Source organism: Microbacterium sp. LTA6, from assembly GCF_045690355.1.
Classification (GTDB): domain Bacteria; phylum Actinomycetota; class Actinomycetes; order Actinomycetales; family Microbacteriaceae; genus Microbacterium.
The window spans coordinates 2360589-2373050 of record NZ_CP147855.1; the positions used below are offsets into that span (position 1 = coordinate 2360589).

Genomic DNA, 12462 nt, shown 5'->3' on the forward strand with positions numbered 1-12462 from the left:
ACGGTCAGTCGGTCTCGGCGAGGTAGCGGGAGTACGCACCCAGGGTGAGGAAGGTCGGGAACTCCTCCTGCAGGGCGACCTCGCGGAAGATGTCGGCCGCGTCGTCGAAGCGATCGCCGGCCGACCTCGTGGCCTGAGCGAGCACAGTGGCGATGAGGCCCTCGACGTACTCCGGGGTGATCGCCGTGCCGTCTTCGGTGGAGCGGTCCTGGTGGATCCACTGCCATACCTGCGACCGGCTGATCTCCGCCGTCGCGGCATCCTCCATGAGGTTGTCGATCGCCACGGCGCCGAGCCCGCGCAGCCACGCTTCGAGGTAGCGGATCGCCACCGAGACGTTGTCGCGCACGCCCTGCGCGGTGATCGGTCGCCCGATGTGCAGATCCAGCAGATCGGATGCCGTCACGTGCACGTCATCACGCTGGCGATCGACCTGGTTCGGGCGGTCGCCGAGCACGGCGTCGAACTCGGCCTGCGCGGTCGCGATCAGGTCGGGGTGCGCCACCCAGGTGCCGTCGAAGCCGTCTCCGGCCTCGCGCTTCTTGTCGGCGGACACCTTCTCGACGGCGCGGGCCGTCACCTCGGCGTCGCGGCGATTCGGGATGAAGGCGCTCATGCCGCCGATCGCGAAGGCGCCTCGCTTGTGGCAGGTCTTCACCAGCAGCTCGGTGTAGGCCCGCATGAACGGCACGGTCATCGTGACCTCGCTGCGGTCGGGGAGCACGAAGCGTGCACCGCGCCCGCGGTAGTTCTTGATGATCGAGAAGATGTAGTCCCAGCGTCCGGCGTTCAGCCCTGCGCAGTGATCGCGCAGCTCGTACAGGATCTCGTCCATCTCGAACGCGGCGGGCAGTGTCTCGATCAGGACCGTCGCACGGATGGTGCCGTGGGGGAGACCGATGTACTCCTCGCTGAAGGTGAAGATGTCGTCCCAGAGCTTCGCCTCTTCGCTCGACTCGATCTTGGCGATGTAGAAGTACGGTCCGCGGCCGGAGTCGATGAGCGCCTTGGCGTTGTGGAAGAAGTAGAGGCCGAAGTCGACGAGCGAGCCCGATGCGGCCATGCGCCGACCGGAACGATCGGTGAACTCCATGTGCTTCTCGGTGAGGTGCCAGCCGCGCGGTCGCATCACGATCGTCGGCGTGCGCTCGGCGGTGACGCGGTACTCCTTGCCCTCGGGGGAGGTGAAGGAGAGTTCGCCGCGGATCGCGTCGCGCAGCGACAGCTGCCCCTCGATGACGTTCTTCCAGGTGGGGCTGGTGGCGTCCTCCTGGTCGGCGAGCCAGACCCGAGCTCCGGAGTTCAGCGCGTTGATGGTCATCTTCGGATCCGTCGGACCGGTGATCTCCACCCGGCGGTCTTCGAGCCCGGGGCCGGCGCCGGCGACGCGCCAGTCGGCATCTTCACGGATGTGCGCGGTGTCGTCGCGGAAGCGCGGGTCGTGCCCATTCCCGATCTCGAAGCGACGGCGCATCCGGTCGGCGAGGCGATCGTGCCGACGGTTGGTGAAGCGGTGGTGCAGTTCGGTGAGGAAGGCGACCGCTTCGGGCGTGAGGATCTCTTCATAACGATCGCGAACGGGGCCGGTGATCTCGATCGCGGGGCCCTGCTGCGCCGTCTGGATCGGCGCGGTGAACGGGGCAGCGGTGGGAGTGGTCATGATGTGAGTCCTTTCGGTCGTACTCAGTCGTTGAGCTGCCGGGTGGCTTGAGACCACTCTGCGTGAAGTTCAGCGACCCAACTGGCCAAATCCGTTGTGAAGTTTGACCGAAATTCTTCTTCTGTGACACAATCGGGCGCATGGTCACCGTAGACACCGCAGAAGAGACCGACGCCCTCACGATCGGCCGGCGCATCCGTCAGCTGCGCACGGCGCGGGGGATGACCCTCGATGACCTCGCCACGGCGGTCGACCGGGTGCCCAGCCAGCTCTCGATGATCGAGACCGGAAAACGCGAGCCGAAGCTCACCCAGTTGCAGGCCATCGCCCGCGCGCTCGGCGTCACCATCGACGCGCTGCTCGAAGGCGAGCCGCTCGATGAGCGAAGCGCCGTCGAGATCGCTCTGGAGCGGGCGATGAAGGGGCAGACCTTCCAGGCCCTCGGCATCGAGCCGTTCCGGATCGGCAAAGGCATGCCCACTGACGCGTTGAAAGCGCTGCTCGCCCTGCACGGCGAGATCGACCGGCTGCGCGATGAACGGGCGGCGACGCCCGAGGAGGCGCGGCGTGCGAACGTCGAGCTCCGCCACCTCATGCGGCGCCAGGACAATCACTTCGCAGACCTCGAGACGAAGGCATCCGAGATCCTGGCCGCGGTCGGACACCCCGGCGGTCCCCTCACGCAGCGCACTGCATCCGAGATCGCCGCGTACCTGGGGTTCACCCTGCACTACGCCCCCGACCTGCCGCAGACCACGCGCAGCGTCGCGGACCTCGCCAACGGGCGTCTGTACCTTTCCAGCCAGGTGCCGGCGAAGGGCGATGCGCGCACGGCGGTGCTGCAGGCGCTCTCGTCTCGGATGCTGGGGCATTCCGAACCCCGAAGCTATGCGGAGTTCCTGCGCCAGCGGGTCGAGACGAACTATCTCACCGGTGCCCTGCTGATCCCGGAGGCGCACGTCGTGCCCGCCTTGAAGGATGCGAAGAGCCGACGGGCGATCTCGATCGAGGATCTTCGCGACACCTACTCGGTGTCGTACGAGACCGCAGCGCACCGCTTCACGAATCTGGCGACCCGCCACCTCGACATCCCGGTGCACTTCCTGAAGGTGCATGAGTCCGGCACGATCACGAAGGCGTACGAGAACGACGATGTGAACTTTCCGACTGATCGGCTCGGCGCCATCGAGGGTCAGATGTGCTGCCGCAGGTGGACGAGTCGGGTCGTGTTCGACGAGGACGATCGCTTCAACCCGTACTACCAGTACACCGATACCGGCAACGGTACCTACTGGTGCACGGCGCGGGTCGAGTCGTCGAGTGAAGGCCTGCACTCGGTGAGCGTCGGCGTGCGCTTCGACGACACGAAATGGTTCGTGGGGCGCGACACCGCGAATCGCGGCACATCGAAGCACTCCGTCGAGGTCTGCTGTCGACGCGCCCCCGCAGACCTCGAGCAGCGCTGGCGGGAGAATTCCTGGCCGAACGTGCGCACGCCCCGCACTCTGCTGGCGACGCTCCCGACCGGTGCCTTTCCCGGCGTCGACACGACCGATGTGTACGAGTTCCTGGAGGCGCACGCCCCGCGCTGAGGCCGGTGGCGCTGACCGGGAACCCGGGTGATCTCACGCAGCCAGGCCGCGGAGAACGATCTCCAACCCGCGCTCGAAGGCGGCATCGACGTCGCCACCCTGACGGAATCCGCCGTTCTGCTCCATCGTGCAGAATCCGTATGCCCACGCCGTGAGGGTGCGTGCGGCCGACAGCGGGTCGTCGGGCGCGATCGCGGACACGGCGGTGAGCAGATCGGTCATGATCGGCACCAGCGAATCCGGCGACGGCCCCGACTGTGGGGCTGGGGCGCAGAACAACAGGGTCGTGATGTGGGGCGAGCGCGAGGCGAGCGCGCGCAGTGCGCGGGCGGTGCCCGCGAGGATCTCGCGCGGGTCGTTGGTGCGCGCGGCGCGCGCAGCGATGTCCGCGGTCAGCTCGGCCACGGCATCGTCGGCGGCGAGCCGGAGCAGATCGTGGCGGTTGGCGGCGCGCTTGTAGAGGCTCGGAGCGCGGACGCCGACGGCCGCCGCGACCGAACTCATCGTCACGGCATCCACTCCTTCTCGTTCGGAGATCTCGCGGATCGCGCTCACCAGCGCCTCGGGCGTGACTCTCTGCGGTGCGGGCATGTTCGTCCTCCTGCCCTCCAGCATAAGGCTATTGACTGTAGCCATCAAGGCTATGTACTGTAGCCAACATGACAGCTCGAATTCTCCGCATCGGCGACGACATCATCGCCGTGCACGCGATCGTGACCGAAGACGGTGTGACACTCATCGACGCGGGACTCTCCGGTGATCTGCGGATGCTCCGCGAGGCACTCGCCGTTGAGGGGCTCTCGCTCGACGGCATCCGCGGCATCGTGCTGACTCACGGCGACGCCGATCACATCGGCGTCGCCGAGCGGCTCAGGGCCGACCACGGCATTCCCGTGCACATCCACGAGGCCGATGCGGCGCTCGCGACAGGTCGTGATCCCGCGCGCGGGGTCAAAGCCGACGCCTGGAAGCTCGGGCCGTCCCTCGGTTTCCTCTGGGCGGGGATCCGACGCGGCGCTCTGCGCACACGCCACATCGCCGACGTGCGCCTGATCTCCGACGGCGACGTCTTGGATCTGCCCGGCAACCCGGAGATCATCGCGATTCCCGGACACACTCCTGGTTCGGTGGCCATCCGCATCCCGGCCGTCGACGCGCTGTTCCTCGGTGACGCGATCACCACCCGGCACGTGCTCACCGGAGTCGGCGGCGCCCGGCTCGCGCCCTTCAGCAACGACGCTGAGCAGACGCGGCAGAGCCTGGAGCGCCTTCGGGATCTTCCGGAACGGCGGATCTTCCCCGGTCACGGGCCGGAGTTCCGAGGAACCGCAGACGATCTCCTCGCCGCGCTCGCGTGAGGCCGTCGCCGCTCACTCCGACGGGGCGGCCGGCTTCGAGGGAGAGTATCCGGGAGCGCCGGTGATGGCGGCGATCAGATCGGAGTAGGTGGCATCCGCTCCGGTGAACGAACCGTTGTTGCGCCCGTGGCGGAGGACTTCGATCCGGTCGGCGATCGCCCGGACGTCGCTCAGATTGTGGCTGATGAACACGACGCCGAATCCGAGGTCGCGCAACCGCTCGATGTGGGTGAGCACCTCTGCTGTCTGCGAGACGCCGAGCGATGCGGTCGGCTCGTCGAGCACGACCAGTCGCGGCCTGCCGATGAGCGTGCGTGCGATCGCGATCGACTGACGTTGACCTGCCGACAGATCACGCAGCAGCGACTTGATGGACGGCACGCGGATCTGGAGGTCGCGGAGCGCTTCCCGCGCCGCGAGTTCCATCTCGCCGTCTCGCAACCCGCCATGGCGCTGGAGTTCGCGACCGAGGAAGATGTTGGCGGTGACGTCGAGGTTCTCGCAGACGGCGAAGTCCTGGAACACGGTCGCGATGCCATGCTGGTGCGCGGCGGAGGGCGATGGGATCGATGTCTCGACGCCGTCGATCCTGATCACGCCGGATGCCGGCTCCAGCGCGCCGGCGATGATCTTCGCGAGCGTCGACTTACCGGCGGCGTTGTCGCCGACCAGGCCGACGACCTCGCGCGCGCGCACGTCGAAGTTCACATCGGTGAGAGCCTTGATGGCCCCGAAGTGACGGCTGATGCCCTGCATGGACAGCAGCGGAGGCGGTGCAGGATCGTTCATGTTCGCTCCTCAAACCGTTGGAGAACGTCCGTCGTCTGAATGATCTCGACGAGCGCGCCTGCGAGAACGGAATCCGGGGGAAGTGTCGACTGCATGATCACCATCTCCCGGTGGCGACCGGTGTTGACGTGCTCGCGCACTGCCGTCGAGAAGGCGTCGAAGAACGCGTCTCCGGCCTGTGCGAGTTCTCCGCCGACGACGATGAGCCCGGTGCCGATGCCCTGAGCGAGACCGGCGACGACGCGGCCGATCGTGCTCCCCGCATCGGCGACCACGCGGCGGCAGCCCTGGTCGCCGGCCGCCGCCTGCGAGACGACGTCGCGGAATGTGAGGTTGCCGTAGTGGCTGCGCAGGGGCGCCAGCAGGGCGTTGGCCCCGACCACCGTGTCGAGACAGCCGCGCAGGCCGCAACGGCAGATCTGCCCCTGCGGATCGATCTGGATGTGGCCGATCTCGCCGGCCGTGCCGTCGGCGCCGCGATGCAACCGGGAATCGATCACGATGCCGGCGCCCGTGCCGTCGGAGGCCAGGACGGTGATGCTGTCGGCGACTCCTCTGGCTGCGCCGAGCGTCGCTTCGGCGAGAGCTGCCATGTTGGCGTCGTTCTCGACGATGACCGGACATCCGAGGCGCTGCGAGAGGATCGGGGCGATCGGGGCGTCCTCCCATCCCGGCATCAATCCGCTGAACGTGATCATTCCGGTGGCCGGATCGATGGGTGCGGGGATCGTGAGGCACACGCCGAGCAGCTCGTCCGGTTCGGAGCCGATCATCTGGAGCATCTCGAAGATCAGCACGGCTGTGCGGTCGAGAACGGTGTCCATGGGGTGGTCGGGAGGAAGGGGCAGTCGCCGCTCCTCGAGAATCTCCTGTGCGGTGTCGGCGATTCGTACCCGGATGGCTCGCGCCGTGACGTGGGCGGCGATGACCAGCCCGCTGCGGCGAGCCATGGTGACCAGCTGCGCGCGACGGCCGCTGCGAGATGTCGGTCGAGTCTCGACCAGTCCGGTCAGGGAGAGTTCCTTGACGATGGCGGAGATCGTGGCCGCGGAGAGCGCGGTCGCTTCGGCGAGCTCCACCTGGGTGAGCCCGCCGAAGCGTTTGACAGCATCCACGATCTTCGCCGTGTTGGCCTCGCGTAGGGCAGATTGCGAGCCCGCCGCTGATCTGCTCACAGCCGGAGCCTATCAGCGCACATCACCGTCACGATCGCGTCAGGCTGCTCGGGCAGCCCGCTTCTTGTTCCACACGTCGAATGCGACGGCGACGAGCAGGACGAGTCCCTTGACGACCTGCTGCGTCGGCTGGTCGACACCCATCAGCTGCATCCCGTTGCTCATCACGGCCATGATCAGACCGCCGATGATCGCGCCGCCGACACGTCCCACGCCGCCGGTGACGGCGGCACCGCCGATGAAGCACGCAGCGATCGCATCGAGTTCGAACATGTTGCCCGCCCCTGGCTGGGCGCCGTTGGTCCGGGCGGAGAAGAGCACGCCCGCGACAGCCGCGAGCATCCCCATGTTCACGAAGATCCAGAAATTGACCTTCCGGACCTTCACGCCGGAGAGGATCGCGGCGTTCAGGTTGCCGCCGATGGCGTAGACATGGCGTCCGAACACCGTCTTCTGCGTGAGCAACGTGTAGGCGATGATCAGTGCGGCAAGGATGATCAGCACGTACGGGAGGCCACGGCTGGCCGCCAGCTGGAAGCCGAACCACATGACGATGATGGCCACGGCGACGATCTTCAGGACGAAGAGCGGCATCGACTCCACCGCCTGCTGGTACGCGAACTTGGCGCGCCTGCGACGAAGCTGCCAGACGGCGTAGCCGATGACGCCGATGGCGAAGATCGCGACCGTGAAGACGTCGAACTTGATGGCGATCGAGAAGGTGAGGCCGGCGAACCCGACCGCGTAACTGCCGAGATCGACGGTGCCGAACATGCTGTTCAGGAACCCGTTCGCGATCTGGTAGTAGGTTCCGCCGAACGGCGAGAGCGAGATGTTGCCGAGGACGAGGTAGGTGAGGCCGCGGAACAGGAGCATGCCCGCGAGCGTCACGATGAACGCCGGGATCCCGACGAATGCCACCCAGAACCCCTGCCAGGCGCCGACGATGATGCCGACGACGAGAGCGGCGAGAACGCCTGCCCACCACGGCATGTCCATCCGGATCACGACCACGGCGGCCACCGCACCCGTCAGGGCGACGACCGACCCGACCGAGAGGTCGATGTGGCCGGCGATGATCACGATCACCATGCCGATCGCCAGCACCAGGATGTACGAGTACTGCAGCACGATGTTCGTGAGGTTGCCCGGGGCGAGGAAGTTCGGGTTGAGCACCGCGAAGAAGATGACGATCGCGATGAAGGCGACGAGGATCCCGCTCTGGCGAAGGTTCCGCGTCGCGAGGTTCCAGAGGTTGCTGACGACGGTCATCGGCCGGTTCCTTCCAAAGTCATGAGGTGCATGAGTTTCTCCTGGGTTGCTTCGGATGCGGCTACTTCGCCGGTGATGCGTCCGAAGGCAAGGGTATAGATGCGGTCGCAGACGCCGAGCAGCTCGGGGAGCTCCGAGGAGATCACCAGCACACCCTTTCCGGCCGCGACCAGTTCGTTGATGATCGTATAGATCTCGTACTTCGCGCCGACGTCGATTCCGCGCGTGGGCTCGTCGAGGATGAGGATCTCGGGTTGCGTCTCGATCCACTTGCTCAGCACGACCTTCTGCTGGTTGCCGCCGGAGAGTGTGCCGACGACGCTCAGCACGCTGGGTGCCTTGATCTTCATGCTCTCGCGGTAGCGCCCTGCGACCCGCAGTTCTTCGTTGTCGTTCACCCAGCCGGCCGTGCTGATCCGCTTCGGCGACGCCGAGGTGATGTTGTGACGGATGTCGTCGATGAGGTTCAGGCCGTAGCGCTTGCGGTCTTCCGTGGCGTAGGCGATGCCGGCGTCGATCGCCGCGCTGACGCTGCCGGTCGAGACCTCCTGGCCGCGCACGAACACGCGTCCGCTCAGGCGCTTGCCGTACGTGCCGCCGAAGACGCTCATCGCGAGCTCGGTGCGTCCGGCGCCCATGAGCCCTGCGACGCCGACGACTTCTCCTGCTCGTACGTTGAGGCTCGCGCCGGAGACGACGATACGGTCGGACTGCGTCGGGTGGCGCACGGTCCAGTCCTCGATGCGGAGGACCTCTTCGCCGATGTGCGATTCGCGTTCGGGGTAGCGATGGTCGAGATCGCGGCCCACCATGCCACGGATGATGCGTTCCTGGGTGGCGTCCGAGTCGGACATGTCGATCGTCTCGATCGTGCGCCCGTCGCGGATCACCGTGGTCTTCTCAGCGATGGCGGCGATCTCGTTCAGCTTGTGCGAGATGATGATCGACGTGATGCCCTGCTCTGCGCGCAGATCGCGCAGCAGCTGCAGCAGGTGCTCCGAATCGGAGTCATTCAACGCGGCCGTGGGCTCGTCCAGGATCAGCAGGCGCACGTTCTTCGCCAGCGCCTTCGCGATCTCGATCAGCTGCTGTTTGCCGACGCCGAGCTGGTTGACGTGGGTGATGGGATTCTCGGCGAGGCCGACGCGCGCGAGGAGTTCGGCTGCATCCGCGTTCGTGCGGTCCCAGTCGATCAGCCCGCTCCGCGAGAGACGCTCGTTGCCGAGGAAGATGTTCTCCGCAACGCTGAGGTGCGGTACCAGCGCGAGTTCCTGGTGAATGATGACGATGCCGTGGTGCTCGCTGTCGTTGATGCTCGAGAACCGCACCTGCTCACCGTTGAAGATGATCTCGCCGTCGTACGTGCCGTGCGGGTAGACGCCGGACAGCACTTTCATGAGCGTGGACTTCCCTGCACCGTTCTCGCCGCAGATCGCGTGGATCTCGCGCTCGTTCACGGTGAGGTTGACGCCCTGGAGCGCCTTGACGCCCGGGAATGTCTTCGTGATGTCTCGCATCTCGAGGATGGCCTGTGACATGTTCTTCCTGCCTCGATGGTGTTCGGGGTGCGCCGTGGAGCGGCGCACCCCGAACAACTCTGATGGGACTGTTACTCGGCCTGGCCGGACGCGACCTCTTCTGCGGTCCAGTAGCCCGAGTCGACGAGGAGCGACTCGATGGTGTCCTTGTAGACGATGTCGCTCGTGAGCAGGTACGACGGCACGACCTTCACGCCGTTGTCGTAGGTCTCGGTGTCGTTCGCCTCCGGCTCGTCGCCCGCGAGGATCGAGCTCGCGGTCTTGATCGACTGCTCGGCCAGCTTGCGCGTGTCCTTGAAGATCGATGCGAACTGCACACCCTGGTCGATGAGCGCGACGGACGCGATCTCGGCGTCCTGTCCGGTGACCACCGGCAGGCCGTCTGCGATCGTGGCGCCGCGGCCGTCGCCCTGGAGGGCCGTGATGATGCCTCGGGAGAGGCCGTCGTACGGCGAGAGCACACCGTCGAGCTTGGTGCCGTTGCCGTAGGACGCCGTGAGGATGTCCTCCATCCGCTTCTGCGCCGTCTCCTGCTGCCAGCGAAGGATCGCGGCCTGCTCGATCGTCGTCTGGCCGGACGGGACGTTCAGCACCTTGGAATCGATGTACGGCTGGAGCGTGTCCATCGCACCCTTCCAGAAGAAGTGCGCGTTGTTGTCATCCAGCGAGCCGGCGAACAGCTCGATGTTGAACGGGCCGGTCGCGCCGGCCTCGCTGCCGTCTGCCTTGAGGATGCCCAGTCCGACGAGCAGAGACGTTGCCTGCTGCACGCCGACCTCGTAGTTGTCGAACGTCACGTAGAAGTCGACGTTCTCGCTGTCGCGGATGAGCCGGTCGTAGGCGATGACCGGGATGTCGGCAGCGGCGGCCGCGTCGAGCTGGCTGGAAAGGGCGGTGCCGTCGATCGCCGCGATGATCAGGAGGTCGGCGCCCTCCGTGATCATCTGGTCGATCTGCTGGCTCTGCGTCGGGATGTCGTCGGATGCGTACTGCAGGTCGACGTCATAGCCTGCCTCTTCGAGGCCGGCCTTCACCGCGTCGCCGTCGGCGATCCAACGCTCCGACGTCTGGGTCGGCATCGAGACGCCGACCGTGACGTCCTTGGCCTCGGTGCCTCCATCGTTCCCGCCGGGGGCGGTGCTGGTGACACTGCATCCGGAGAGCACGAGTACGGCTGCTGCCCCGAGGGCGGCGAGTGCGCGCTTCTTCATTCGAAACTCCTTTGTCTGATCGCGCACACCACCGTGCGCGAATTCTGCGGCCGATCGGCTGGCTCGAGACGATCACCGCGATTGAACGATGCTTGAGTTCGAGACATGAAGTCAAGCGTTGTTACCGTTCCGTGATCATGCGATCGAAATGACAAACTAGTTGACGCTAACTATCGGTAATATTGGCAATGTAGCCAACGAATTCCCGCGGCCCCGCGTAAGGTTTCAATGAGTTCGAGAGCCGAACTCAAAGAGGGCGATCAATCCCGGGCGGTTTGGAGCAGTGTCCACAGCTCGGCGCGAGCAGGGAAGGAAGACAGTTCGACGCCCAGAATCGTGCCGGCCTGGGCGATTCTGGAACGCAATGTGTGCCGGTGGACGGCCAGTGCCGTCGCGGCGGATTCGACCCTCGCATCGTGCTCCAGCCAACTTCGCAGCGAGCGCTCCAGCTCGGCCCCGGTCCGCCGGTCATGGTCGCGCAACGGCGCCAACCGTGACTCGGCGACCAGCCGCGCCTCGTCGGTGGCCAGGGCACTGAGGATGCTGGAGCCGACGGTGTCCGCGAAGCGGATCGCACCCTCGCCGCTCTGCTGGCGCAGTGCAGCGAGCGCCTGGGCGTGAGCGCGAGAGAAGGCATCGTACGCCTCAGGTTCGGACACTCCGAGGCGGATCCCGAACCGTAGGGCGACCTCGTCGAACAGCTCTTCGTCGACGGCTGACACGCAGATGGTGACGCCTTCGACGGATTCGGCGAGGAATGCGGCGGTTCCGTGCTCCGTGCGGCGGCGTTCCCACCAGTCCGAGAGCGGTCCGACCGGGGCATCCCCGGTGACGGCGACGACCACGGGCGCGGCCGGGATGCTGCCGAGCACCCTCCTCGCCAGCGCGGGGTCGTCGGCGAGGAGGGAGTCCAGGAGCTGAGCGTGCAGCCTTCTCCGACTGCGGGCCAGTTGTTCGCTCTGTTCCAGGGCGAGACCGGCCATGGCGATCACAGAGGTGACGACCGATCTCGCCTCCGCGTCGATGGCGTCGATCGCGAGGGCGACCACGCCGCGCAGGTGACCGCCCCGCCCGACGGTGAAGAGCATGAACGTGCGGCCGTCGATCGTCAGCGACTGGCCGGCCTCGAGACCGCGGGAGAGGATCTCCATGATCCGCATGCCCAGTTCGTCGAGGACCGCTGCGTCGACGGCGTCCCGCGGATGCGAGACGCTCAGCGCGCCCGCGGCGTCGAACATGCCGACCCAGGCGTCGAGTCGGCGTCCGAGTTCGGCGAGCGTCGCATCGAGCCCTCGGGGGCGGAGAGCCGCGAGCGCGAGCGCACGTTGCGCGTCCAGGGCCCACGATCGCCGAGCATATGCCTGCGCGGCGATCGCCTCGGAGTGCGCACGCGCGACCGCGATGAACGGCGTTCGGTAGGGGACTTCGAACAGGGGCATCCCGCGCGCAGCGCAGGCCGCGACGAGTTCATCAGGGATGCCGACGCGATACACCTCGGTGCCGAAGCCGAGCCCGACCACGCCGCGATCAGCGAGTCGCCCGACGTAGGTCTCGATGGCGGCGGCATCCTCGTCGGCGAACTGCGTCCCGGTCGTGAGCAGCGCGAGGTCCTCGGCGAGGAACGGGGTCGGATCCGCGAGATCCGAGCTGTGCACCCAGCGAAGAGGGCGGTCCAGCGCCGCGTCGCGGAGCGATTCGACGGGCGAGACCAGGCGCAGCCCGAGGTCGCGGCGCTGGAGCAGCGTGCGCAGTGTCGGCTGTTCCACGGCGGGCATCGGGCTCCTTGACGCAGATATACGCTCGGGCGAACTCTCTGCTCAGATTGTACAGGTGGGCGAATGCGCGCGCATCGTAGGCGCACCTACGC

Annotated in this window: 10 protein-coding genes; 2 read left to right on the forward strand and 8 right to left on the reverse strand. The window is 66.7% G+C overall.

The window, feature by feature from the left end; all coding sequences use genetic code 11:
- Positions 1-4 precede the first annotated feature (4 nt).
- Complete coding sequence (gene aceB, locus LTA6_RS11060; RefSeq protein WP_341973796.1) at positions 5-1660, reverse strand: malate synthase A; 1656 nt, start codon at positions 1658-1660, stop codon at positions 5-7.
- 140 nt (positions 1661-1800) lie between these two features.
- Here aceB and LTA6_RS11065 point away from each other — a divergent pair, with 140 nt between their 5' ends.
- A complete protein-coding gene (locus tag LTA6_RS11065; RefSeq protein ID WP_341973797.1) occupies positions 1801-3252 on the forward strand; it encodes a helix-turn-helix domain-containing protein in 1452 nt (483 codons plus the stop codon).
- A 33-nt stretch (positions 3253-3285) separates the two neighbouring features.
- On the opposite strand, the gene LTA6_RS11070 is transcribed toward LTA6_RS11065, so the two are convergent.
- Positions 3286-3843, reverse strand: a complete 558-nt coding sequence (locus tag LTA6_RS11070) for a TetR/AcrR family transcriptional regulator (protein ID WP_407357839.1) — start codon at positions 3841-3843, stop codon at positions 3286-3288.
- Between the two features lie 68 nt (positions 3844-3911).
- Here LTA6_RS11070 and LTA6_RS11075 point away from each other — a divergent pair, with 68 nt between their 5' ends.
- Complete coding sequence (locus LTA6_RS11075) at positions 3912-4610, forward strand: MBL fold metallo-hydrolase (protein ID WP_407357840.1); 699 nt, start codon at positions 3912-3914, stop codon at positions 4608-4610.
- Between the two features lie 12 nt (positions 4611-4622).
- Here the strand turns inward: LTA6_RS11075 and LTA6_RS11080 are convergent, their stop codons facing one another.
- The 6 genes from LTA6_RS11080 to LTA6_RS11105 form a co-directional block, all read right to left on the reverse strand.
- Positions 4623-5399 carry an ATP-binding cassette domain-containing protein gene (locus LTA6_RS11080; protein WP_341973800.1) on the reverse strand — a complete coding sequence of 259 codons (777 nt, stop codon included), beginning with the start codon at positions 5397-5399 and terminating at the stop codon, positions 4623-4625.
- Entirely contained in the window at positions 5396-6574 is a 1179-nt protein-coding gene (locus tag LTA6_RS11085) for an ROK family transcriptional regulator (RefSeq protein WP_407357841.1), read from the reverse strand. The genes LTA6_RS11080 and LTA6_RS11085 overlap by 4 nt, the downstream gene beginning before the upstream one ends.
- A gap of 39 nt (positions 6575-6613) precedes the next feature.
- Positions 6614-7846, reverse strand: a complete 1233-nt coding sequence (gene mmsB / locus LTA6_RS11090; protein WP_341973802.1) for a multiple monosaccharide ABC transporter permease — start codon at positions 7844-7846, stop codon at positions 6614-6616.
- A complete protein-coding gene (gene mmsA, locus LTA6_RS11095; RefSeq protein WP_407357842.1) occupies positions 7843-9384 on the reverse strand; it encodes a multiple monosaccharide ABC transporter ATP-binding protein in 1542 nt (513 codons plus the stop codon). Before mmsA ends, mmsB begins: the two co-directional genes overlap by 4 nt.
- Before the next feature lie 71 nt (positions 9385-9455).
- A complete protein-coding gene (gene chvE, locus LTA6_RS11100; protein WP_341973804.1) occupies positions 9456-10595 on the reverse strand; it encodes a multiple monosaccharide ABC transporter substrate-binding protein in 1140 nt (379 codons plus the stop codon).
- 260 nt (positions 10596-10855) lie between these two features.
- On the reverse strand, positions 10856-12370 hold the full coding sequence (locus LTA6_RS11105) for a PucR family transcriptional regulator (protein ID WP_341973805.1): 1515 nt from the start codon (positions 12368-12370) through the stop codon (positions 10856-10858).
- Positions 12371-12462: the final 92 nt, after the last annotated feature.